At 66.5% G+C, this 23,720-nt stretch carries 23 protein-coding genes; 10 read left to right on the forward strand and 13 right to left on the reverse strand.

The window, feature by feature from the left end:
- Window positions 1-38: 38 nt before the first annotated feature.
- The 4 genes from rnpA (at window position 39) to G3545_RS11945 (ending at window position 4,394) form a co-directional block, all read left to right on the forward strand.
- Window positions 39-431 carry a ribonuclease P protein component gene (gene rnpA, locus G3545_RS11930; RefSeq protein WP_170012817.1) on the forward strand — a complete coding sequence of 131 codons (393 nt, stop codon included), beginning with the start codon at window positions 39-41 and terminating at the stop codon, window positions 429-431.
- Complete coding sequence (yidC, locus tag G3545_RS11935) at window positions 421-2,265, forward strand: membrane protein insertase YidC (protein ID WP_170012819.1); 1,845 nt, start codon at window positions 421-423, stop codon at window positions 2,263-2,265. Before rnpA ends, yidC begins: the two co-directional genes overlap by 11 nt.
- Window positions 2,262-2,948, forward strand: coding sequence for a ribosome biogenesis GTP-binding protein YihA/YsxC (yihA, locus tag G3545_RS11940; protein ID WP_170012821.1), 687 nt, complete (start codon window positions 2,262-2,264; stop codon window positions 2,946-2,948). The genes yidC and yihA overlap by 4 nt, the downstream gene beginning before the upstream one ends.
- A gap of 372 nt (window positions 2,949-3,320) precedes the next feature.
- Window positions 3,321-4,394, forward strand: coding sequence for an NAD(P)-dependent alcohol dehydrogenase (locus tag G3545_RS11945; protein ID WP_170012823.1), 1,074 nt, complete (start codon window positions 3,321-3,323; stop codon window positions 4,392-4,394).
- Window positions 4,395-4,443: 49 nt separating this feature from the next.
- Here G3545_RS11945 and ptsN read toward each other — a convergent pair whose 3' ends face one another.
- The 9 genes from ptsN to G3545_RS11990 form a co-directional block, all read right to left on the reverse strand.
- Window positions 4,444-4,908, reverse strand: coding sequence for a PTS IIA-like nitrogen regulatory protein PtsN (gene ptsN / locus G3545_RS11950; RefSeq protein WP_170012825.1), 465 nt, complete (start codon window positions 4,906-4,908; stop codon window positions 4,444-4,446).
- A gap of 102 nt (window positions 4,909-5,010) precedes the next feature.
- Window positions 5,011-5,616 (reverse strand): ribosome-associated translation inhibitor RaiA, encoded by a 606-nt coding sequence (raiA, locus tag G3545_RS11955; protein WP_170012827.1) that lies wholly within the window; start codon window positions 5,614-5,616, stop codon window positions 5,011-5,013.
- A gap of 208 nt (window positions 5,617-5,824) precedes the next feature.
- Window positions 5,825-7,393 (reverse strand): RNA polymerase factor sigma-54, encoded by a 1,569-nt coding sequence (rpoN, locus tag G3545_RS11960; protein WP_170012829.1) that lies wholly within the window; start codon window positions 7,391-7,393, stop codon window positions 5,825-5,827.
- A 60-nt stretch (window positions 7,394-7,453) separates the two neighbouring features.
- Window positions 7,454-8,494, reverse strand: a complete 1,041-nt coding sequence (lptB, locus tag G3545_RS11965) for an LPS export ABC transporter ATP-binding protein (protein ID WP_246702793.1) — start codon at window positions 8,492-8,494, stop codon at window positions 7,454-7,456.
- A 502-nt stretch (window positions 8,495-8,996) separates the two neighbouring features.
- The gene (locus tag G3545_RS11970) at window positions 8,997-9,665 is read right to left on the reverse strand and encodes an LptA/OstA family protein (protein ID WP_170012831.1); all 669 of its coding nucleotides are present in this window, start codon (window positions 9,663-9,665) and stop codon (window positions 8,997-8,999) included.
- A 46-nt stretch (window positions 9,666-9,711) separates the two neighbouring features.
- The gene (gene lptC, locus G3545_RS11975) at window positions 9,712-10,479 is read right to left on the reverse strand and encodes an LPS export ABC transporter periplasmic protein LptC (RefSeq protein ID WP_246702794.1); all 768 of its coding nucleotides are present in this window, start codon (window positions 10,477-10,479) and stop codon (window positions 9,712-9,714) included.
- Between the two features lie 130 nt (window positions 10,480-10,609).
- Window positions 10,610-11,242 carry a ribonuclease D gene (locus tag G3545_RS11980; RefSeq protein WP_170012833.1) on the reverse strand — a complete coding sequence of 211 codons (633 nt, stop codon included), beginning with the start codon at window positions 11,240-11,242 and terminating at the stop codon, window positions 10,610-10,612.
- Between the two features lie 50 nt (window positions 11,243-11,292).
- Window positions 11,293-12,237 (reverse strand): 4-hydroxybenzoate octaprenyltransferase, encoded by a 945-nt coding sequence (gene ubiA / locus G3545_RS11985; RefSeq protein ID WP_246702795.1) that lies wholly within the window; start codon window positions 12,235-12,237, stop codon window positions 11,293-11,295.
- Between the two features lie 8 nt (window positions 12,238-12,245).
- Entirely contained in the window at window positions 12,246-12,818 is a 573-nt protein-coding gene (locus tag G3545_RS11990; protein ID WP_246702796.1) for a hypothetical protein, read from the reverse strand.
- A gap of 338 nt (window positions 12,819-13,156) precedes the next feature.
- On the opposite strand from G3545_RS11990, the gene G3545_RS11995 reads away from it, so the two are divergent.
- Both G3545_RS11995 and G3545_RS12000 read left to right on the forward strand, forming a co-directional pair.
- On the forward strand, window positions 13,157-13,897 hold the full coding sequence (locus G3545_RS11995; protein ID WP_170012837.1) for a 16S rRNA (uracil(1498)-N(3))-methyltransferase: 741 nt from the start codon (window positions 13,157-13,159) through the stop codon (window positions 13,895-13,897).
- 291 nt (window positions 13,898-14,188) lie between these two features.
- Window positions 14,189-15,346, forward strand: a complete 1,158-nt coding sequence (locus tag G3545_RS12000) for a carboxylate-amine ligase (RefSeq protein WP_246702797.1) — start codon at window positions 14,189-14,191, stop codon at window positions 15,344-15,346.
- Between the two features lie 13 nt (window positions 15,347-15,359).
- On the opposite strand, the gene G3545_RS12005 is transcribed toward G3545_RS12000, so the two are convergent.
- Window positions 15,360-16,295, reverse strand: a complete 936-nt coding sequence (locus G3545_RS12005; RefSeq protein ID WP_170012839.1) for a LysR family transcriptional regulator — start codon at window positions 16,293-16,295, stop codon at window positions 15,360-15,362.
- Window positions 16,296-16,424: 129 nt separating this feature from the next.
- On the opposite strand from G3545_RS12005, the gene G3545_RS12010 reads away from it, so the two are divergent.
- Both G3545_RS12010 and G3545_RS12015 read left to right on the forward strand, forming a co-directional pair.
- Complete coding sequence (locus tag G3545_RS12010; RefSeq protein WP_170012841.1) at window positions 16,425-17,096, forward strand: L,D-transpeptidase; 672 nt, start codon at window positions 16,425-16,427, stop codon at window positions 17,094-17,096.
- Between the two features lie 87 nt (window positions 17,097-17,183).
- The gene (locus G3545_RS12015) at window positions 17,184-18,554 is read left to right on the forward strand and encodes a glutamate--cysteine ligase (protein WP_170012843.1); all 1,371 of its coding nucleotides are present in this window, start codon (window positions 17,184-17,186) and stop codon (window positions 18,552-18,554) included.
- A gap of 132 nt (window positions 18,555-18,686) precedes the next feature.
- Here G3545_RS12015 and G3545_RS12020 read toward each other — a convergent pair whose 3' ends face one another.
- Window positions 18,687-19,109, reverse strand: a complete 423-nt coding sequence (locus G3545_RS12020) for a VOC family protein (RefSeq protein WP_170012845.1) — start codon at window positions 19,107-19,109, stop codon at window positions 18,687-18,689.
- A gap of 169 nt (window positions 19,110-19,278) precedes the next feature.
- Window positions 19,279-20,163, reverse strand: a complete 885-nt coding sequence (locus G3545_RS12025) for a LysR substrate-binding domain-containing protein (RefSeq protein WP_170012847.1) — start codon at window positions 20,161-20,163, stop codon at window positions 19,279-19,281.
- Window positions 20,164-20,421: 258 nt separating this feature from the next.
- Between G3545_RS12025 and G3545_RS12030 the strand changes: the two genes are divergently transcribed.
- Window positions 20,422-20,703: a DUF1127 domain-containing protein gene (locus G3545_RS12030; RefSeq protein ID WP_246702799.1), complete on the forward strand. Its 282-nt coding sequence runs from the start codon at window positions 20,422-20,424 to the stop codon at window positions 20,701-20,703.
- Between the two features lie 250 nt (window positions 20,704-20,953).
- Here the strand turns inward: G3545_RS12030 and G3545_RS12035 are convergent, their stop codons facing one another.
- Window positions 20,954-22,354: a glutamine synthetase family protein gene (locus G3545_RS12035; protein ID WP_170012851.1), complete on the reverse strand. Its 1,401-nt coding sequence runs from the start codon at window positions 22,352-22,354 to the stop codon at window positions 20,954-20,956.
- Window positions 22,355-22,543: 189 nt separating this feature from the next.
- Here G3545_RS12035 and G3545_RS12040 point away from each other — a divergent pair, with 189 nt between their 5' ends.
- Window positions 22,544-23,716, forward strand: a complete 1,173-nt coding sequence (locus tag G3545_RS12040) for an ABC transporter ATP-binding protein (protein ID WP_170012853.1) — start codon at window positions 22,544-22,546, stop codon at window positions 23,714-23,716.
- Window positions 23,717-23,720 lie beyond the last annotated feature (4 nt).

Below are 23,720 nucleotides of genomic sequence, written 5' to 3' on the forward strand. Positions count from 1 at the left end.
GCGCGCTCGCCACCCCAGCCTGAGGAGCGGCGCCTACCATGGACCGGCTCGTCAAGCGCAAGGACTTCCTCGCCGCCGCTGCGGCGCTGCGGGCGAACTCCGGTCCGATGCTGCTGCAAGCCCGCGAACGCGGTGACAATGGCAGCCTGCGCATCGGCCTCACGGTTTCCAAGAAGCAGGGCAATGCGGTGGAGCGTAACCGCATCCGCCGCCGGCTGCGCGCCGCGGTGCGCGACGCCCTGCCGCGTGCCGGCCGCCCCGGTTTCGATTATGTGATCGTCGCCCGGCGGGCCGTCATAAGCGCGCGCTTCGCCGACCTTATACGCGACCTGGAACGGGGAATCGCCCGCCTGCACGCAGGCGGCCGGCACAAGCGGGAGGCCGCCCCCAGCCGCCCGCGCGCCGACGGAGTAGCTGCGCATGACGAGTGAAAACCGCAACATGATCCTGGCGATCGTGCTGTCGATGGCGGTCCTGGTCGCCTGGCAGTACTTCTCCGGCATTCCGGAAATGGAGCGCCAGCGCCAGGCCGCGCAGCAACAGCAGGCGCAGCAGCAGGCCGCCCAGCAGCAGGCGCCCGGCACTGAAACCTCCGCCCAGGTCCCCGGCGCACAGGCTCCCGCCCCGGCCAGCGGCACGCCGCCGACCACCGCGCCGGCGGTGGCGAAGGCTCTCACCCGTGCGGAAGCGCTCGCGCTGTCGCCGCGCGTCGCCATCGACACGCCGCGCGTCGTCGGTACCGTTGCGCTGAAGGGCGGGCGCATCGACGACCTGTCGCTGAAGGATTATCGCGAGACGGTCGACCCGAAGAGCCCGATCATCGTGCTGCTCTCGCCCTCCGGCGGGCCGACGCCGTTCTATGCCGAGTTCGGCTGGGTCAGCGGCGCCAATAATGTGAAGGTGCCGACCTCGGAGACGGTGTGGACCGCCCCGGCCGGCGCCACCCTCACCAACAAGACCCCGCTGGTGCTGACCTGGGACAATGGCGCGGGCCTGACCTTCCGCCGCACGGTCTCGGTCGACGACAATTACATGTTCGACGTGAAGGACGAGGTGCAGAACACCGGCACCGCTCCGGTCAGCCTCAACCCCTTCGCGCTGATCTCGCGCCACGGCACGCCGCACACGCTGGGCTACTACATCCTGCATGAGGGCCTGATCGGCGTCACCTCGGACGCCGGCCTGCACGAGATCAAGTACAAGGACATCGCCGAGAAGAAGAGCGAGACCTTCCCCTCCACCGGCGGCTGGCTCGGCATCACCGACAAATATTGGGCGGCGACCGTCATCCCCGGCAATGAGGAGAAGGTGCAGGCGCGCTTCTCCGCCTCGACGCTCGGCACCGACTTCGCCTACCAGACCGATTTCCTCGGCGACACCGTCACCATCGCGCCGGGCGCCACCGCCGCCGCCGGCGGCCGGCTGTTCGCCGGTGCCAAGGAAGTGCGCGTCGTCGACGGCTACAAGAGCTCGCTCGGCATCGACCGCTTCGACCTGCTGATCGACTGGGGCTGGTTCTATTTCATCACCAAGCCGCTCTTCCTGCTGATCGACTGGATCTACAAGGGCGTCGGCAATTTCGGCGTCGCCATCCTGATCGTCACCGTGCTGATCAAGGGCCTGTTCTTCCCGCTCGCCAACAAGAGCTACGCCTCGATGGCGAAAATGAAGGCGGTGCAGCCGGAGATCCAGGCGCTGCGCGAGCGCTTTGGCGACGACAAGGTGAAGCTCCAGCAGGAGATGATGGAGATCTACAAGAAGGAGAAGATCAACCCGATCGCGGGCTGTCTTCCCATCCTGATCCAGATCCCCGTGTTCTTCGCGCTCTACAAGACGCTGTTCGTCACCATCGAAATGCGGCACGCGCCGTTCTTCGGCTGGATCAAGGACCTCTCGGCGCCCGACCCCACCACCATCTTCAACCTGTTCGGCCTGATCCCGTGGGATCCCGGCCAGGTGCCGGTGATCGGCCACTTCCTGCTGCTCGGCGTCTGGCCGATCATCATGGGCATGACGATGTGGGCGCAGATGAAGCTCAACCCGGCCCCGCCGGATCCGACGCAGAAGATGATCTTCGACTGGATGCCGCTGATCTTCACCTTCATGCTGGGCTCGTTCGCCTCCGGCCTCGTCATCTACTGGGCCTGGAACAACACGCTCTCGGTGCTCCAGCAGTCCATCATCATGCGCCGCAACGGCGTGAAGGTGGAATTGTGGGACAATGTGCGTGAGCTGTTCGGCCGCAAGAAGCCGAAGGCGACATGACCAACGACACCACTACCGGCGAGGAGCCCTCCTCGCCGGACGCCTTCTCGGCCGAGGAGATCGAGGCCGGGCGCAAGCTGTTCGCCGGCGAGTGGAACTTCATCGCCGCCGCGCCGACCGTCGACGTGCTGCCCGGCATGGCCGGCATCGAGATCGCGCTCGCCGGGCGCTCCAATGTCGGCAAGTCGACCCTCGTCAATGCGCTGACCGGCCGCAAGGCGCTGGCCCGCACCTCGGTAACGCCGGGGCGCACCCAGGAACTGATCTTCTTCCGCCTCGGCCCGCAGCTGACCCTCGTGGACATGCCGGGCTACGGCTTCGCCAAGGCGCCGAAGGAGAAGGTCGAGGCCTGGACCGACACCATCCACGCCTATCTGCGCGGCCGGGCCAATCTCGCTCGCGTCTTCGTGCTGATCGATTCCAGGCACGGGTTGAAGCCGATCGATCTCGGCGTGCTCGACGGGCTCGACAAGGCGGCGGTGTCCTACGCCATCGTGCTGACCAAGGCCGACCAGCTCAAGAAGGGCGAACTGGAAACGCGCATCGCCGAGACCCAGGCGGCGCTGGCGCGCCGGCCGGCGGCCTTCCCCATCGTGTTCCCGACCTCGAGCCGCGACGGCGAAGGCATCGCCGACCTGCGCGCCGCCGTGGTGCGGCTGCTGGCCGAGCGCGGGCTGGGCTGACTGCCGATAGCCACGTCATCCTGAGGCGCGCGCGTCAGCGAGCCTCGAACGATGCTCCAATAGGGCAACCGGCAACGAGCATCGTTCGAGGCTCGGGCCTTGCCCGAGCACCCCAGAGCCTGGTTCGTAATTCGACCATGGCAAGTGAAATGCGCCATTTCCCCTGTCATGGCCGGCCTTGTGCCGGCCATCTCGGTCTCTGACGCGCTGCCCTGAATCGAGATCCCCGGCACAAGGCCGGGAATGACGCTCGTTCTTGCAATTGCGGGTCAGCCTCTCAGGATGACGTGGTTCCGGTATCCTTGATCGAGGTCATGGCCCCCGCCGCTGCCGCGGGAGACCTTCTCCGCACATGCAAGCGAGGAGATTGCCATGCCGAAGATGAAGGCCGCCATCTTTGTCGAGCCCGGGCGCATCGTGCTCGACGAGAAGCCTGTCCCCGACGTCGGCCCGCTCGACGCCCTGATCCGCGTCACCACCACCACGATCTGCGGCACCGACGTGCATATTCTCAAGGGCGAATATCCGGTGGCGAAGGGGCTCACCATCGGCCACGAGCCGGTCGGCATCATCGAGAAGCTGGGCTCGTCGGTGAGCGGCTATCGCGAAGGCCAGCGCGTCATTGTCGGCGCCATCACGCCGAGCGGGCATTCCTATGCCTGCCTGTGCGGCTGCGGCTCGCAGGACGGCGCCGGCACCAGGCACGGCTTCAAGGCCATGGGCGGCTGGAAGTTCGGCAACACCATAGACGGCACGCAGGCCGAATATGTGCTGGTGCCCGACGCGCTCGCCAATCTCTCGCCGGTGCCGGACCATCTCTCCGACGAGGAGGTGCTGATGTGTCCGGACATCATGTCGACCGGCTTCTCGGGCGCGGAGAGCGCGGAAATCCGCATCGGCGACACCGTGGCGGTGTTCGCGCTGGGGCCGATCGGGTTGTGCGCGGTGGCGGGTGCGAAGCTGAAGGGCGCCACCACCATCATCGGCGTCGACACGGTCCCCGAGCGGCTTGCCATCGCCAGGCGGCTCGGCGCCGACCATGTGGTCGACTTCCGCGCCGGCGATCCGGTGGAGCAGATCATGGCGCTGACCGATGGCCGCGGCGTCGATGCCTCGATCGAGGCGCTCGGCACGCAGCCGACCTTCGAGGCCGCGCTCAAGGTGCTGCGGCCCGGCGGCACGCTCTCCAGCCTCGGCGTCTATTCCGGCGACCTGACGATCCCGCTCGGCGCTTTCGCTGCCGGGCTCGGCGACCACAAGATCGTCACCACGCTCTGCCCCGGCGGCAAGGAGCGCATGCGACGGCTGATGGATGTGGTGGCGTCCGGCCGGGTCGACCTCAAGCCGCTGGTGACGCACCGCTTCAAGCTGGACGAGATCGAGGCCGCGTACGACCTGTTCGCGCATCAGCGCGACGGCGTGCTGAAGGTGGCCATCACGCCTTGAAGGTCCCCCTCCCCCTCGCGGGCCCGCGAGCGGGGGAGGCAAATACTGGTCAGGCCGCGTCGGAGGCGGCGGTGCCGGTCAATATGGCGTGAATGACGGAGGGGTCGCGTGTCATGCGCAGCTTGTTGGCGACCTCATGGTCGCGCAGCAGGCGGGCGATGCGGGCGAGCGCCTTCAGGTGGTCGGCGCCGGCCGCCTCGGGCGCCAGCAGCAGGAAGATGAGGTCCACCGGCTCGCCGTCCAGCGCCTCGAAATCGATCGGCCTGTCGAGCCGGGCGAAGATGCCGAACAGCCGGTCCATCTTGGCGAGCTTGCCGTGGGGGATGGCGATGCCGTTCCCCACCCCGGTGGAGCCGAGCCGCTCGCGCTGGTTCAGCGTTTCGAAGATCTCGCGCTCGTCGCGTTTCAGGAGCTCTGCGGCGCGAGCCGAGAGCTCCTGCAGCGCCTGCTTCTTGCTGCCGACCCGCAGCGCAGGGAAGACCGACGCCGTGGTCAGTATGTCATTGAGGGGCATGGGCGCTCACCAGGTGATCGGCGCCTTCGCGCCCGCGCGTGAAAGCGCCGCCGCCGGGCCGCTTAAGGCCCGTGGCGACGGCAGTGCTGAACATATGAGGGCTCAATTGATATCGTCCGTACGGGCGGCCGGGGGATCGACCCAGCCGACATGGCCGTCAGCGCGGCGATAGACGACATTGATGCGGCCATGCCCGGCATGGCGGAACACCAGCACCGAGCAGCCGGTGAAATCCAGCTCCAGCACCGCATCGCTGACCGCGAGGCTCGGCAGGCTGGTGGTGGCCTCCGCGACGACGGTGGGGCTCCAGCCTTCGAAGCCATCCACGTCGTGCTCGCCCGGCGCTTCCAGCACCGTCAGCGCCGCCAGTTCGTCCCTGGTCGGCGGACGCTCTCCGGTCGCGGTGGTGGCGCCTGCATGGCGTTTGAAGCGCTCCCGGTGGCGGCGCAATCGTGTCTCGATGCGCTCCACCGCGGCGTCCGCGCTGGAATACGGGTCCTGGGCATCGCCATGGGCCTGCAGCACCGTCCCGCTGTCGAGATGGAGCGCACAGTCCGAACGATATCCGGAACCTTCCCGCGCGACGGTCACGTGACCGGACCAGCCGCCATCGAAATATTTGCCCAAGGCATCGGCAATACGGTCGGAAACCCGTTGCCGCAATGCCTCGCCGACGTCGAGATTCTTACCCGAAACGCGCAGCGGCATCGTGACTCGTCCCTTATCTGGGCGAAGCCGCCTGCCGCCGTTACCGGCTTTTCATGCGGCGCCTCGCCCGAACCCCCAACTTGCCCGGCCGGCGCCTTTAACAGGTAGGAGCCGCGAGGGAATGTGTCAACGGACACAAAAAAGTCGACCTCTGAATACCCCCGGATCACCTGTTCAAAGCGGCCATTTGCCCGGCCCGGGCCGGTACCTAGCTCCCGGCGAGGCTCGCCAGTTTCTCGCGCCGGCGCTGTACCGACGAGGGAATCCGCATGGCTTCCCGATACTTGGCCACGGTGCGGCGGGCGATGTCGATGCCGGCCTCGCGCAGCCGCTGCACCAGCGTATCGTCGGAGAGCACGTCGTCGGCGCTCTCGGCATCGATCATCTGCTTGATGCGGAAGCGCACTGATTCGGCCGAATGCGCGGCGCCGCCATCAGCCGAGGCAATGGAGGACGAGAAGAAATATTTCATCTCGAAGATTCCGCGTGGCGTCGCCATGTATTTATTCGACGTCACGCGCGAGACGGTGGATTCGTGCATGCCGATGGCGTCGGCCACCATGCGCAGATTCAGCGGCCGCAAATGCTGCACGCCCAAAGTGAGGAACGCGTCCTGCTGGCGCGTGATCTCGGTGGCGACCTTCAGGATGGTGCGCGCCCGCTGGTCCAGCGAGCGGGTCAGCCAGGTCGCGGTCTGCATGCAGTCGGTGAGGAAGGCCTTCTCGCGATCGTTCCGCGTGGTCTTGTGGACCCGGGAATAATAGGCCTGGTTGACCAGCACGCGCGGCAAGGTGTCGGAGTTCAGCTCCACCAGCCAGGAACCATCCGGCGCGCCGCGCACGAACACATCCGGCACCACCGGCTGCACATGGCCGGAGCCGAAGGCGAGGCCGGGCTTGGGGTTCAGGCGGCGGATTTCCGCCACCATCTCGGCAAGGTCCTCGTCATCGACGCCGCACAGCCGTCGGAGCTGGCCGAAATCGCGTTTCGCCAGCAATTCCAGATTGTTAAGCAATGCCGCCATGGCCGGGTCGAAGCGGTTGCGCTCCCTCAGCTGGATGGCCAGGCACTCGGACAGCGTGCGCGCACCGATGCCGGGCGGATCGAAGCTGTGGATAAGTCCCAGGGCGGTGTCCATCGCCCCCACCGGGGCACCTAGCCGCTCCGCCACCTCGGCCAGATCGGCGGTGAGGTAGCCGGCCTCGTCGATGAGGTCGATGAGGTTATGGCCAATCAGCCGCAGCACCGGATCGGTGACGGCGAGCATAAGCTGGCGCTCCAGATGGTCGGCCAGCGTGGTCTCGGCAGGCACGAAGGCCTCGAGATTATAGCCGTCATCGTCTCGACCACCGGAGCCGACGCCGGCCCATTCCGAATAGGCCGCACTGTCGCTGGCGGTCGGCGTCGCGCTCTCGCGGCCGGAATCGTCGGGGAAGACATTCTCCAGGCCGGTGTCGAGCCGGTCGGCAATGGTCTGGCTGGATTCCAGCCGGTCTTCCATCCAGTCGGAGGCACGGACCTCGCCGTCGCCGTGCTGGGCGGCCGGCGGCTCATCGAGGCCGTGTTCGGGGTGGCCGTGTTCGCCGCCATGCTCGGCAACCGGCTCGTGCTCCGGCTCGGTCTGGCGCTCGAGCAGCGGATTGCGCTCGAGTTCGGCTTCCACATAGGCGACGAGGTCGAGATTGGAGAGTTGCAGCAGCTTGATGGCCTGCATCAGCTGCGGCGTCATCACCAGTGCCTGGGTCTGGCGGAATTCGAGGCGCGGGCCTAGCGACATGACAGGCCCTCGGACGCACCGGCGCTGGGGTGGGCGAGGTATGGTGGCCGGGCTGCCATGCTACAGACGGAACTCCTCGCCGAGATAGAGCCGCCGCACCTCGGGGCTCGCCACGATCTCGTCGGGCGAGCCTTCCATCAGCACGGAGCCGGAATGGATGATGTAGGCGCGGTCGATCAGGCCGAGCGTCTCGCGGACATTGTGGTCGGTGATCAGCACGCCGATGCCGCGCTCGGTCAGATGCCGGACCAGCACCTGGATGTCGCCGACCGCGATCGGGTCGATACCGGCAAAGGGCTCGTCGAGCAGCATGAAGGTCGGCCGGCTGGCCAGCGCGCGGGCAATCTCGACGCGCCGGCGCTCGCCGCCGGACAGCGCGATGGCGGGCGACTTGCGCACATGGGTGACGCGGAACTCTTCCAGCAGCTGGTCGAGATCGCGCTCGCGCTTCTTGCGATTGGGTTCCACCGCTTCAAGCACGGCGCGGATGTTGTTTTCCACCGACAGGCCGCGAAAGATCGAGGCCTCCTGCGGCAGATAGCCGACGCCGAGCCTGGCGCGGCGATACATGGGCAGCCGCGTGACGTCGTAGCCGTCGAGCTCGATGCGCCCGGCATCGGCTTTCACCAGCCCGGTGATCATGTAGAAGATGGTGGTCTTGCCGGCGCCGTTGGGCCCGAGCAGGCCTACCGCCTCGCCACGCTGGACGTGCAGGCTGGCGTCACGGACCACCTTGCGCCCGCCATAGCTCTTGGCCAGGCCGAAGGCGGCGAGATAGCCGACATGGGCCTCATCGGCGAGACCGTGGCCATAGGCCGGGGCAGTTGCACCATTGGTGTAGCGCGGCGGCGCGGTGCGGTGGCCGTCATGGCGCGCATCGTAATTGCGATCGTCGCGGGAAGAATCGCGATCATCATAGTCACGATCGTGGCTGCGCTCATCATGGCCACGGCCGTCACGCCGCTCATAGCCGTCGTCCGCATCGTAACCGTTCCGGTAGCCGTCGCCACGACGCCCGTCCTGCGGATAATCGTCGTCGGCATAACCGTCCTGCGGATAGCCGGCCTGGTCCTCGTACTCGGCGTCGTCGCCGCCATGCATCTGCGCGCCAAGGTCCGTGGACCGGCGACGCCGACGACCAAAAAGCGGGAACAGCCTCACACGCACCCTCCGTGGCGACACACCACGACAAAGGTGATAAACACTCCCGACGGCGCTGGCAAATCCCGATATGCAAAATACGGGCCGGAAGCGCGAAAAGCCGCACGCATGGTGGTTTTGTAACGCTCGGAAGCGGCGCTCGGCGTGAGCATCCTTCGAGGCTCGGGCTATGCCCGAGCACCTCAGGATGACGTTATTCCCAACCGATAAAGCGCTACGTCATCCTGAGAGCCTGACTCAAAATTCGACGTATCCGTTGAAGGCGCCACCTTTCCACCCTCATCCCCGGACTTGATCCGGGGATCCAGACTTCAACTGGGTGCATGCGGTGGGGCTGGATCCCCGGATCAAGTCCGGGGATGAGGGCCAATTGGAGTTTTCAGTCAGGCTCTCAGGTGCAAGCCGAAGGCGAGCCCCGAAGGATGCTCGCGTAGCGCACCGCCTACTGCGCCGGCGGCTTGGGCGCTGCGGGCTTCGGTGCGGCCGGCTTCGGCGCATCTCCCGGCTTCGGTGCGGCGAACTGCTTGGCGCTGTTCGGCACGATCAGGCTCTCGACGCGCCCGCCCTCGAAGCGCGAGGTGCCGGAGACGAGATCGACGGTGAGCTTCTGGCCGCGAATGACGTTCGGCCCCGAGGTCAGCACCACCGGCTTGCCGGTGAGCGTGATGGTGTTGCTGGCGGTCTCGAAGATCGCCTGCTCGCCGGTCGCGGTCTGCTCCTTGGTGTTGACGATCACCCCGCCATTGATCTCCAGCCGCCGGATCGCCGAGGACGAGATCGGCCCGCCGCTCGCCAGCGAGTCGGCGTTGGACTTGCCCGTGTCGCCCGGCGCCGGCTTTGCCGCGCCCTTGCCGTCATAGAACACCACCAGTTCCTTGCAGCGCAGCGTGGTGTCGCCCTGCTGGACGACGACATTGCCGGAAAACACCGCGGCCTTGTCCTTGTCGCGCACTTCCAGGCTGTTGGCGTCGATCTTGATCGGCTCGGTGCGGTTCTTGGAGAAGCCTTCGAGCGCGTTCGGCACGCCGCGAGCCTGCGCGGCGGCCTCCCCGGTCGTCAGGGCAAAGGCAAGCGGCAGCGCGACGAGCGCGAGGCAGGCAAAACGGAGCATGCGCGGTTCTCTATTGGCGCGGCGGAAGCCGTTCAATGCACGCGCATTACGGCACGGCAGGGGCGGGGGACGTCGGTGTAGCAGGTTTGGGCGTCGCTTTCGCCTTGTCGGTATCGGGCGGCGGCATCTTGAACACCAGCCGCACATTGCCAGTCAGCAGCGCGCGGGAATCCTTCTGCGACACTTCCATGCGGTCGGCGGTGAGCTTGCCGTCGAGATAGCGCAGTTCCACCGGCTGTTCGGAGAGCAGCTTGCCGGCCTTCACATCGACCTTCACCTCCTGCAGCGTGCCGCCATAGCCGGCGCTGGTGTCGAAGCGGATGCCCTGGTCGAGCATCATGCTCTCGCTCTTGGTGTTGTAGTGGCCGGCCTGCGCCGTCAGTTTGGCCCAGCCCTGCTCGGCGAGTTCGAGCCGCGCCTCGATCTCCTCGAGGTCTATCTGGTCGGGATGGGTCAGATCCTGCGTGGCGGACTTCGCCGTGACCGAATAGCCGCGATTGTCGTTGGTGAAGCCGGAGAGCTTCGGCAATTCCATCTTGATGCGGGAACCGGACAGCGATACCCGGCCGAGATCGAACGGCAGGTCCATGGCGATCTTCAGCGGATCGAACAAGGCGAACCCTGCCGCCACGGCCAACGAGACCAGCACGCCGAGCGGCAGCATCACCCGGAAGAAACGCACCCGCCTGGTGTGGCGCCGGGCTGCCTTGAAATGTGCCTCCGCCTGCGCGGAGCCGCGCTCGGGCGGGCGCACGGCTCCACCCGCCGGCCGGGCGCCGACGACGGTCTCGCTAGGTGGAACGTGACGGTTCATGATCCCCCGTTGACGCGCCCCAGGTGGTCCCGGTCGATAATTCTTCCCCCCGGCGCCAAAATGATGTCATCGCCCTCGCGGCGCAAGCGCATGCGTCACACCGCCCGCAACCTTTCGTTGCGAGAGGGGCTCATGAATGCGCGAAAATATCCTCCTCCGGCCAGCCGGCGAGGTCGAGCGCGGCGCGGGTCGGCAGGAAATCGAAGCACGCACCGGCAAGCGCGGTACGGCCCTCGCGCGCCAGCATGGCGGCAAGTTTCGCTTGTAACGCATGGAGATAGAGCACATCGGAGGCGGCGTATTGCAGCTGCGCCTCGGTGAGATCGTCCGCCGCCCAGTCCGAGCTCTGCTGCTGCTTGGAGATGTCGATGCCGAGCAGTTCGCGCACCAACTCCTTCAGCCCGTGGCGGTCGGTATAAGTACGAGAAAGTTTCGAAGCGATCTTTGTGCACCACACCGGGCGGACCTCGACGCCCAGATTCTTCGACAAAACCGCAATATCGAATCGCCCGAAATGGAACAGCTTGACGATGCCGGGATCCGCCAGCAGGCGTTCCAGGTTGGGCGCGCTGCCGGGGCCCGAGCCCTGCGGGATCTGCACCACGTCGGCGGTGCCGTCGCCCGGCGAGAGCTGTACCACGCACAGCCGGTCGCGGTGCGGGTTCAGGCCGAGCGTCTCGGTGTCGATGGCGACGACCGGAGCGCGCTCGGGCGTATAGAGGCTGAGATCGGCGAGATCGCCGCGGTGCAGGCGTATGGTCATGTCGGTACGGCGTCCTGAAGCGGCCGGCGTGTTTAGCACCCGGCTCGGGACTAGGCTAGCGCGGCGTCAAGCGCGAGGCCCGCGAACAATATGAGGCCGGCGTCGCGATTCGAGCGGAACAGCACGAGGCAGAGCGCCGGATCGTCAATATCGAGCCGGACGATCTGCCAGGCAAGGTGGCCGGCGAACAGTGCAAGGCCGATCCAGCCCGCAATGCCGGCGCCGGCGGCGTGCAGCGCGCCGCCCATCAGCACCACTGCGATGGCATAGATGGCGACCATCCAGCCGGGCGTCGCCTCGGCAAACAGACGGGCAGAGGATTTCACCCCGACAATGGCGTCGTCCTCGCGGTCCTGGTGGGCGTAGATGGTGTCATAGCCGACCACCCACAGGATCGACCCGGCGTACAGCAACAGCGCTGCAGAGGGGAGATCCTGCAGCAGCGCGGCGAAACCCATCAGCGCGCCCCAGGAGAAGGCGAGGCCCAGCACGATCTGCGGGGTCCAGATGATGCGCTTCATCAACGGATAGATCGCCACCACGCCCAGCGAGGACAGCGCGACCAGGATGGCGAAGGGCGGCAGGAACGCCAGCACGACGAGCCCGATCACCGCCTGCGCCACCAGAAACAGGAAGGCGCCGCGCACTCCGACCTGGCCGGAGGGGATCGGCCGCAGGCGGGTGCGCTCGACGAGCCCGTCAATGTCGCGGTCGAGAATGTCGTTCCAGGTGCAGCCGGCCCCGCGCATCGCCATCGCACCGATGGCGAACAGCACCAGCAGCGCGAACGCGTAAGGAGACCAGCCGCCCTGCATGCGCGCGGCGAGCGCCACCGACCACAGACAGGGGATCAGCAGCAGCCAGGCACCGATCGGCCGGTCGGCACGGGCGAGCCGCAAATAGGGGCGCGCGGCCAGCGGCGCATAACGCTCGACCCAACTTGCGGTGGCGTCCGCCGGCGCGGCGATAGCCTCCATAGGCGCACCGGCATTCATGGGGTGGCTCAGCGCAGCGCGTTGCCGCCGAGCGTGTCGTACACGCCGCCCGGACGGTCGGCGGTGACCGAGGGAAGCCCGCTCGGCAGGCCGAGGCCCTGGGACAGCATGCCCTGCGGAGCCGCCGGCGCCGCGCCGGCCGGCGGGCCATTGGCGGCCATGTCGCACACCTTGTCGCTGGTCTTGGTGACCCCGGCAATGTTGGTCTTCAACGACTTCAGCGCGCTGTCCGGCACGCCGCAGGCGGTCTTGTTCTTCACGAGGTAATCATAGAACTTGTTCTGCGAGGCGACGAAACGCCGGAACAGCGGACAGATCTCGGTCGGCGGGCGCTTCTTGGTGGCAGCCGCCTTGAGCGCGCCGCCATTCTTCTCGACATCGCCGCGCAGCGCGTTGACGGTGTTCTGGCATTCGGCGCTCGGACCGCCGGCGCCACGCTGCGGCGTGCTGAAGCCGCCTTGCGGGAAACCGCCGCCAGGCGCAGCGAGACCGCCGCCGGGCAATTCGCCGAAACCGCCGGGAGAGGCCATGCCGGGCGAATCAAAGCCGCCACCGAAGCCAGCCGACGGCGCCCCAGTCATTGGCGCCATCGGAGCCGCTGTCGGCGCTGCCGCGGCGGGAGCGGGCGCAAGCGGAGCTGTCGGCGGCTTGGCCGGAGGCGGCGAGCCATCGCCACCCGCCGAACCGATCCATTGCGCGCCCGCCGGCGTGGCCAGCAGAAGGCCGATCGCCAGCGACCCGGCGCACGCGAAAGCCGCGCAACGATGTCCGCCGCGGATAAGTGCCCGCCTCATCTCAGTTCCCGCCCACATGACGTCTCTTTATCATAGCTGATAGGAAGGCACTACAGATGGGGCAATATCGCGGCAGCAACGCCAGCAATACCCCAACACGCTAAAGGGACGGACCTTTTCCACCCATGGAGACCTATGATTTCCGCGCCCAGCGGCTGTTCGTACCCGACGATCTCACTGACGTAGCGGAAATCCGCCTCGATCGCGAGCGTGCGCATTATGTCGGCGACGTGATTCGCCTCGCCGTCGGCAAGGCGATCCACCTGTTCAACGGCCGCGACGGCGAATGGCGGGCAGTGCGTGCGCCCGGCGGCAAGCGCGACGTGGTGCTGGTGTGCGAGGCTCGCTTGCGGGCGCAGGCGGCGCTGGCCGACCTCGACTACGCCTTCGCGCCGCTGAAGCATGCCCGGCTCGACTATATGGTGCAGAAGGCGGTGGAGATGGGTGCCGGGCGGCTGGTGCCGGTGCTTACCCGGCACACCCAGGCGAGCCGGGTGAACATCGAGCGCATGCGCGCCAATGTGGTCGAGGCGGCCGAGCAATGCGGCATCCTCGCCGTGCCGGAGGTGCTGGAGCCCCTGCCCTTCCCGCGCTGGCTGGCCGGCATCGAGCCGGCGCGCCGCATCGTGTTCTGCGACGAGGCTGCGACGCCCGGCGACGGGCTGGCGGCGCTGACGGATGCGGCCCGTGGCCCGCTCGCGGTCGCGGTCGGGCCGGAGGGCGGCTTCTCGGACGAGGAGCGCCGTGCGCTGCGGGGCCACCCCGGTACGCTGGTGCTCTCGCTGGGCCCGCGCATCCTGCGGGCGGACACCGCGGCGGTGGCGGCGCTGGCCCTGGTCGAGGCGGCCCGGCAATCGGCCGCCTGATCCGATCGTCAGAAAAATTTCATCTCGGCAGGCGGAACCGCGCCTTGGCGTGTGCGTTTCCTTGCGCGGTTCATCCAGAATAGCGCTTGCATGCAAAGGCGCTACGACAATTCGTCCGGTAATTCAGCAAATAGAGTTCTCCTTATTATAAGAGAAATTGGCTCTTCACTGAAGAAACACTGTCACAATTGCGGCCTATTCAGTGGCGCGACTATAGGGAGAAACGAATCGGAGCAATAGCAACACTCCGAATATACCGAGAAAATAGAAACAACAACGACGGAGCGGGTGATGGAACGGATCACGATGGACGATTCTCGGGGCACTTCTGGGGGCGACTACCGCATCGGGATCGAGGAAGAGTATTTCGTCGTCGAGGCGGAATCGAAGGGCGCGTTGCGCCGCATGCCGCCCTCCTTCTGGGACCGCGCGAAGAGCGAACTTGGCCCCTCCGTCACCGGCGAGATGCTGCAGTCGCAGATCGAGGTGATGACGCGCCCGCACGCCGACACCAGCGCGGCACGCGACGAGTTGCGCGGCCTGCGCCGCACCTTGGGCAAGATTGCGCAGGACCACGACCTCGCCTTCTTCGCCTCCGGCACTCACCCGACCGCAAGCTGGCAAGGCGCCAAGCGCACCCCAACGCAGCGCTATGACGGGCTGATGCACGACCTGCAGATGCTCGGCGAGCGGAACCTGCTGTGCGGCATGCATGTGCATGTCGAGTTGCCGGATCCCGACCAGCGCATCGACGTCATGCGCCGCATATTGCCCTATCTGCCAGTGTTCGTGGCGCTCGCCACCTCCTCCCCCTTCTGGGAATCCAAGCGCACCGGCCTGATGGGCTACCGCCTCGCCGCCTATGACGAGCTGCCGCGCACCGGACTGCCGGAGCTGTTCGAAACCGCCAAGGATTACAACGACTATATCGAGGCCCTGGTGGCGGCCCGCGCCATTCGCGATTCCAGCTATGTGTGGTGGGCGATCCGGCCCTCGCAGAAGCATCCGACGCTGGAGCTGCGCGCGCCCGACAGTTGCACGCGGCTCGAGGATTCCATCGCCATCGCCACGCTCTATCGCGCGCTGGTGCGACATCTGGTGCGCGATCCCAAGCGGAACGCCTCGGTCGATGCGGTGGATCGCGCCATCGCCACCGAGAACAAGTGGCGGGCGCAGCGCTATGGCATCCATGGCAGCTTCGTCGACCGCCATGCCAAGCAGGCAGTGCCGGTGGCGCAGGCGGTGGAAATGCTGATCGACATGGTGAGCGAGGATGCAGCGGCGCTCGACAGTCTCGACGAACTGCTCCAGCTCCGCACCATCCTGAACGGCGGCACCAGTGCCGACGTGCAGATCGCGGTCTATCAGGAAGCCGCGCACCGCACCGGCAACCGCAACGAAGCACTACGCGCGGTGAAGACCTGGCTCGCCCACGCTTCGGCGCAGTAGCGGGCGGGCAGCTCTACGCCCCCGCTATCGCTTCCTCCCGGCGCATCTCGTCGATGCCCTCGATGGCGCGGAGCGCCGGGACGGCGAAATCGGTGAAGGCCCGCACCACCGGCCGCATGAACCGAACCGAGGGATAGGCGAGGAAGGCTTCGCTCGGCCTCACCTCATAGTCCGGCAGGATGCGCACCAGCCTCCCCGCGGCAAGGTCCTCGGTCACGAACAAATGCTGGACCGGGCCGGCGGCGTGCCCGCCCAGCAAGGTCTGCGCGATCACCTCGGCAGCGTTGGTACGCAGTGTCGCACGCACCTGAACCTCGATCGTCTCGCCGCCACGATGCAGCACCAGCATGTCGCGCGGCGAGACCACCGCCGGGGTGGTGACGATATCGATGGCGGACAGCCGTTCCAGCGAATCCACCGGGCCGACGCGCGCCAGGAAGTCCGGGGAGGCGACCAGTGTGCGTCGTACCAGGCCCAGCCGGCGGATGATGAGCTCCTGCCCTTCCGGCCGGCCATATTTCACCGCGAGGTCGAAATTCTCATAGACCAGATCGACATTGCGGTTCTCCAGCACGAGATCGACGGTTACCGCCGGATGCTCGGCCTGGAATGCCCTCACGATCGGATGCAGGCGCTTGGCGCCGAGGCAGGCGGGCGCGTGGATGCGCAGCGGCCCCTCGATCGCGCCCATGTCGCGCCGCACGCCTTCGAGCGCGGAATCGATCGAGGCGAGCGCCGAGCGGCTGGCCTCGTAGAGCGCCTGGCCCTGCGGAGTCGGCCGGACGATGCGCGATGAGCGCTCCAGCAGCCGGGCGCCGACATGGCGCTCGAGATTGCGCAGATGCTTGGTGACCGCCGGCTGGGAGACCGCCAGATCGCGCGCGGCGCCTGTTACCGAGCCCCGTTCCACGGTGCGCACGAAGGCGCGCAAGGCGATGGCAAGGTCCATTCATGCCTCACGGTTATGTGCTCCATCACCCCATAACATATGGACGCGAACCGTGCCATGTCGTTCCTATCCGCGTCGTTCCTATCCGCACCTCCGCACCGCTTCACCCAGTTCGCTTACAGGTAGAGAATGCTCCTCGACAGACGCCTCTTCATGCTTGGATCTTCCCTCACCCTTGCGGGCTGCGTGACCGACCGTGGTGCTGGCGTGGCGAGCCTGCCGCGCATCGACCCGGCCTATGCCGCGATGTACGCCGCCATCGACACCGAGCCCTTTCCCATCCCCGCGGTGGACCTCAGCGAGGTCGATCCCAAATTCCTGCGGCGCGAGGTGGACTACACGACGCGCCAGCAGCCTGGCACTATCGTGGTCGATCCGGACGAACGCTACGCCTATCTGGTGCTGGAGAATGGCCGGGCGATGCGCTACGGCGTCGGTGTCGGCAAGGAGGAGGCGTTCAACTTCCAGGGTGCCGCCATCATCGCCCGCAAGGCGGAATGGCCGCGCTGGACGCCGACGCCGGACATGATCCGGCGCGAGCCGGACCGTTACGCCAAGTATGCCGACGGCCTGCCCGGAGGCGAAGGCAACCCGCTCGGGCCGCGCGCGCTCTATCTCTATCGCGATGGCCGCGACACGCTCTATCGCCTGCACGGCACCGTGGAACCGTCGACCATCGGCACCATGGTTTCCTCAGGCTGCGTGCGCCTCATCAACCAGGACATCATCGATCTCTATCGGCGGGTGCCGGTCGACTCGAAGGTCGTCGTGCTGCCGTCCGGAAACGCCGCCACAAGCTGAGGATTGCATCGTCGACGATGCGATTTGCGTCCGGGGCGCGCCTGTGTATGGTCGCGCCCCGACCACGCCCGCTCAAGAGTCCCCCCCATGGCGCGAGACCAGATCGACACGCAGCCGATAGAGAGCCGCGACGAACTCGTCGGCTGGCTGGAAGCCGGCAACAAGGCGGCTGACCGCTTCCGCATCGGCACCGAACACGAGAAATTTCCCTTTACGCTTCTGGGCCATGACCCCGTTCCCTATGAGGGCGACTGCGGCATCCGTGCACTGCTCGAAGGCATGCAGGCGCTCAACGACTGGGAGCCGATCATGGAGGGCTCCACCATCATCGGGCTCGCCGACACGATCGGTGGCGGCGCGATCTCGTTGGAACCTGGCGGGCAGTTCGAGCTCTCCGGCGCGCCGCTTCTCACCATCCACGAGACCTGTGCCGAGGTGAACGGCCATCTCGACCAGGTTCGCGACGTGGCGACACCGCTCGGCGTCGGCTTCCTCGGCCTCGGCATGAGCCCGAAATGGACGCTGGCCGAGACCCCGGTGATGCCCAAGGGCCGCTACAGGATCATGGCGAACTACATGCCGAAGGTCGGCTCGCACGGCCTCGACATGATGTTCCGCACCTGCACCGTGCAGGTGAATCTCGATTTCGCCTCCGAGCCGGACATGGTGAAGAAGCTGCGGGTCGGGCTCGCACTGCAGCCGATCGCCACCGCTCTGTTCGCCAATTCGCCCTTCACCGAAGGCAAGCCGAACGGCTTCCTCTCCTTCCGCTCGGAGATCTGGCGCGATACCGACAACAACCGCGCCGGCATGCTGCCCTTCGCCTTCGAGGACGGCATGGGCTTCGAGCGTTATGTCGATTACGCGCTCGACGTGCCGATGTATTTCATCAAGCGCGGTGATCATTACATCGACGTCGCCGGCTCCTCGTTCCGCGACCTCCTCGCCGGCAGGCACCCGGCCGTACCCGGCGAGACCGCCACCGTCTCGGACTGGGCGAACCATCTTTCGACGATTTTCCCCGAGGTTCGGCTGAAGCGGTACCTCGAAATGCGCGGCGCCGATGGCGGGCCGTGGGCCAAGCTCTGCGCCCTGCCGGCGCTGTGGACCGGGCTGCTCTATGACGCGGCGAGTCTCGACGCCGCCTGGGAACTGGCCAAGGGCTGGACGGCGGAACAGCGCCAGAAGCTGCGCGACGACGTGCCGACGCTCGGCTTCAAGGCGGAGATCGGCGGGCGCAGCGTGCTGGAGGTCGCCCGCGACGTGGTGGCCATCGCCCGCGCCGGTCTGGCACGGCGCGACTATCGCGACAGCCAGGGCCGCGACGAGACCCGCTTCCTCGTCACGCTGGAAGATGGCCTGGCTCGCGGCAAGACCCCGGCCGAATGCCTGCTGGATCGCTTCCACGGCGCGTGGGGCGGCTCGGTCGACCCGGTGTTCGACGAGGATGCTTATTGAGGGTGCTCTGCGTGAGCATCCTTCGAGGCTCGCTGCACTCGCACCTCAGGATGAGGTGGTTCTTTCTCGATGAAGCCCATCCTGAGGTGCCCGGCAAAGCCGGGCCTCGAAGGATGCTGAAGCAGAGCGAGGCTACGCCCCCTCGTACGAGCCCGCCCGATAGGTCCCGACGCTCCACAAATGCCCCTCGGGATCGCGCACCGCGAATTCGCGCGAGCCATAGGGCGTGTCGTAGATCTTCCTGACCACGTCGGCGCCGGCCTTCACCGCACGCTCCCACAGCGCATCGGCGTCGGGCACCACGACATAGATGCCCTGCGTCACGCCGCCGGCCTCGTGCGGCGAGCGCATGCCAAGCACGTCGTCCTTGGTGCCGCCGAGCATGATGGCGCTTGAGCCGAGCCTCAGCTCGGCATGGGCGAGACTGGCATTCTCGCCTTCCACCATCAGGATCGGCACGAAGCCGAAGGCATGGCCGAGCCAGCTGACGGCGGCGAACGGATCGGTATAGCGCAGGAACGGGACGATATCGCCGGGAACGGGATTGGCGGGCATGCGCGTCTCCTGTGATGGCTGCAACGTCGCTTGGCTTCATTCCCCCTCCCCAACCCTCGCCCGCAAGCGGGAGAGGGGGAAGATGAGGTGTCGCGCTCGCCATTTAAGCCCTCTCCCGCTTGCGGGGGGAGGGTTGGGAGGGGGCGTTTGGGCGAGAGCCCCTTGTGCCTCACTCCGCCGCGATGGCGGCCTCGGAGATGTTGTCGAGGCCCTGGATGATGTGGTTGGCGAGCGCGTCCGCCAGTGTCGAGGGCTCGTGCTTGTTGCGCAATATGCCGATGCGGCAGGGCGAGAGCGCCGGGAAGCCGTCGGAGGGGCCGAGCACCCGCATGCCCGGGCGCAACCCGGATTCCGCCAGCACCGAGATGGCGAGGCCGGACATCACCGCGGCGGAGACCGCCGCGCTGTTGGACGAAGTGTAGAGGATGCGGAACGGCCGGCCGACCGCCTGCAGCGCCGCGATCGCCTCGTGCCGCCAATTGCAGGTCTGGCGGCCGAGCGCCAGCGGCAGCGGGTCTTCCAGATGCGCGGAATGACGCGCCGAGCCGACCCACAGCAATTGCTCGCGACGAATGATCTCGGTCTCCCGGCTCATCGAGTCGCAATCGGTAACGATGGCGAGGTCGAGATCGCCGGTGTCGATGCGGTCCGCAAGGTCGTTCGAGGGATCGCACACCACGGTCAGTTCGACATTGGAATGGGTGCGCGAGAAGCGCGCCATGATCTCGGGCAGATAGCGGTCGGCATAATCGTCCGGCACACCGAGCCTTACCCGGCCGGTGAGCGCGGCATTGGACAGGCTGGCCATGGCTTCCATGTTCAGCTTGACGATGCGGCGGGCATAATCGAGCAGCCGCTCGCCCTCGTCGGTCAGCTTCGAGGCCCGCCCGTCACGGGCGAAGATCGCCCGGCCGACCCGCTCCTCCAGCCGCTTCATCTGCATCGAGACGGCCGACTGAGTCTTGTGGACCACATCAGAGGCTTTTGTGAAACTGCCGGTTTCGGCGATCGCCATGAATGTTCTTAATTGGTCAATATCAAGAAGGACGCTCATGACCCGACCCTCAATCGCGTTATCATCAAGAGCTATGATAATTCAGATCAGAAACATTCGCTAGTGTGATTATTCGACCTGTTCCATAAAGGTGATGTCGCGAACGGGCGATGCCGGTTTCGGGTGGGCGTCAGGGGACGCCGGGTCCAGAACAAGGCACCTCGCCGCCGCGCGACCGACACGATGGAGGAATCAATGTCGTACATTGGCGAAACCCGTAAGACTGCGTTTGCGTCCTTTGGGGCAGCGGCCAGCTCGATGCTGCTCGCCGGCGCCCTCCAGGTGATCCGCCTGGCGAAAGCCGTGGCCCGCCGCCGCGTCATCGCCGACCTTGCCGAATTCGACGACCGCATGCTGCGCGATATCGGGCTCAACCGCTCCGATCTGCGCGACGCCGCATCCACTCCGATGTGGCAGGACCCGACCTCCGTGCTGGTGGTGCGGTCCGTGGAAAAGCGTGCGGCTCGCCGCCTTGCCCATCGCGCGAGCGCGGCGACCGCCCCGGCGCGCAACGCGTCCGACCTCATCGGGTGCGGCTGACTTGGCTAAGCGCGGCCTGCCGCGACCCTCGATATTCGGCGGCACCTACCCCCTCTCGCTGCCGACCTGACGCCCGCCGGACTTCCCCCCGGCGGGCGTTTTTTATTGTTCCGGCAACCCGTGAAGACGTCATCCCGGCCGGAGGCGCAGCCGCAGAGCCGGGATCGTAAGAAAGTGAAGTGCGTTTGCGCGATCCCGGCTCGGCCTGCGGCCGTCCGGGATGACACCAAGTGGCGAGCGCGACCGCGCCTCACACGTTCAGCAGCAGATATTCCCGCTCCCAGGGCGAGATCACCCGCATGAAAGTCTCGAATTCGGCCTGCTTCACCGCCGAATAGGTCTTCACGAAGCTTGGGCCGAGCACGGTGGCGATCTCGTCGGAATATTGCATCGCCGCCACCGCCTCCAGGAGGCCGCGCGGCAGTTCGAAATCAAGGAACTTGGCGTCGGCCTCCAGCGGCTCGGTCGGGCGCAGGCCCTCCACCATGCCGAGATAGCCGCAGGCGAGCGAGGCCGCGATCACCAGATAGGGATTGGCGTCGGAGGACGGCACCCGGTTCTCGACGCGGCGCGCCGACGGACCGGAGGGCGGCACCCGCAGCCCGGCGGTGCGGTTGTCATAGCCCCACTGGATGTTGATCGGCGCCATGGAATCCCGGGTGAGCCGGCGATAGGAATTCACATAAGGCGCCAGGATCGACATCACCGCCGGCAGATAGCGCTGCTGGCCGGCGATGAAGGAGAAGAATTCCGGTGTCGGATCGCCATCGGCGTCCGAGAAGATGTTCTTGCCGGTCTCCGCCGAGACGATGGACTGGTGGATGTGCATGGCCGAGCCGGGCTCGTCGGCGATCGGCTTGGCCATGAAGGTGGCGTAGATCTTGTGGGCGAGCGCCGCCTCGCGAATGGTGCGCTTGAACAGGAACACCTGGTCGGCCAGCACCAGGGGGTCGCCATGCAGCAGATTGATCTCCATCTGCGCCGCGCCGTCCTCATGGATCAGCGTGTCGATCTCCAGGCCCTGCGCTTCGGAATAGTCGTAGATATCCTCGAACAGCGCGTCGAACTCATTCACCGCCTGAATGGAATAGGACTGGCGGCCGATCTCCGGCCGGCCCGAGCGGCCGATCGGCGGCTTCAAGGGATAGTCCGGATCGACATTGGGCTCGACCAGATAGAATTCGATCTCGGGTGCCACCACCGCCTTCCAGCCCTTGTGGGCATAGAGGTCGATGACGTTCTTCAGCACCTGGCGCGGCGCCAGTTCCACGGCGCGGCCGTCGCGGTGGTAAGCGTCGTGGATGATCTGCGCGGTCGGATCCTGCGCCCACGGCACGGTGGCGAGCGTCGAGAAGTCCGGCTCCATGACGAGGTCGCTGTCGACCACCACCGAATCGACCAGCCCGTCATAAGGCGGATATTCGCCGGAGATGGTCTGGAAGAACACCGAGAGCGGCAGGTTCATCACCGGCCCGGAGAGGAATTTCGAGGACGGCATGATCTTGCCGCGGGCAACGCCGGCGAGGTCCGGCACCACGCATTCGATCTCGGTGATGCCGCGCGCCGCCATCCAGGCCTTGGCCTCCGCGACATTGGCGACGCCACGCATGGACTCTGCCGCGTCCTTGGCCGAACGCTTCTTTTTAACCATCTGACACCTCGAACGCGCGGTCTGCGCGCGCTGTGAAGGGATCATGCCACCTCGCGGCGCGTCAAGGCGGGGCACCCGCTACCATCGAGGATGGTTTGAAAATGTCTGCATGCGCGGTTGACGCGGACGCAATCCCCGTTAGCGTCTGCAACAAGAGCCGGCGCATCCGGCCGGGGAACAGGGGCTGCCATGAACACCGGCGTCGCCGAGAAGACGCAGAAGACCATAGGCGGTATCCGCCGCAAATTTTCCCCCTGGAACGACCCCGCTGCCGTTCCGCTGATCCGCTACAAGAACATCACCAAGCGCTTCGGCTCCTTCACCGCCGTCGACGACATCTCCCTCGACATTTATGAGCGCGAATTCTTCGCCCTGCTCGGCCCGTCGGGCTGCGGCAAGACCACGCTGATGCGCATGCTCGCCGGCTTCGAGGAGCCGAGCAGCGGGCAGATCACGCTGGCCGGGCAGGACCTCGTCGGCATGCCGCCCTACAAGCGGCCGGTGAACATGATGTTCCAGTCCTATGCGCTGTTCCCGCACATGAGCGTGTGGGACAACATCGCCTTCGGCCTGAAGCAGGACGGTGTCGACAAGGAAGCCACCAGCGCCCGGGTCGAGGAGATGCTGAAGCTGGTCAAGCTCGACCAGTTCGCCAAGCGCAAGCCGCATCAGCTTTCCGGCGGCCAGCGCCAGCGCGTCGCGCTCGCCCGCTCGCTCGCCAAGCGGCCCAAGGTGCTGCTGCTCGACGAGCCGCTCGGGGCGCTCGACAAGAAGCTGCGCGAGGAGACCCAGTTCGAGCTGATGGACATCCAGATGGAGCTCGGCATGACCTTCCTGATCGTGACCCACGATCAGGAAGAGGCCATGACGGTCGCCGACCGCATCGCAGTGATGGACCATGGCAAGCTGGTGCAGGTGGCCCCGCCCGCCGAGGTCTATGAGCAACCCAACTCGCGCTATGTCGCCGGTTTCATCGGCGACGTGAACCTGATCGAGGCCAAGGTGGAGAGCGCCGATGCCGGCGTGACCCGGCTGCGCTCGGACGCCACCGACATGAGCCTGATGATCTCGGACACCGTCGAGGCCAAGCCCGGTGACACGGTGTGGATCGCCATCCGCCCGGAGAAGGTGAAGGTCGACCTCGACCCGCCGGCCGAGCAGGGTGTGAACGCGCTGCCCGGCACCATCTGGGACATCGGCTATCTCGGCGATCTCTCCATCTACCATGTGGAATTGCCCAATGGCGCGCGCGTCAAGGCGGCCAAGCCCAACCTGACCCGCATGGTGGAGCGGCCGATCACCTGGGACGACAAGGTCTGGGTGTCCTGGTCGCCGGATGCCGGCGTCGTGCTGACCCGCTGAACGA

The sequence above is a fragment of the Starkeya sp. ORNL1 genome, from assembly GCF_012971745.1.
Taxonomy (GTDB): Bacteria; Pseudomonadota; Alphaproteobacteria; order Rhizobiales; family Xanthobacteraceae; genus Ancylobacter.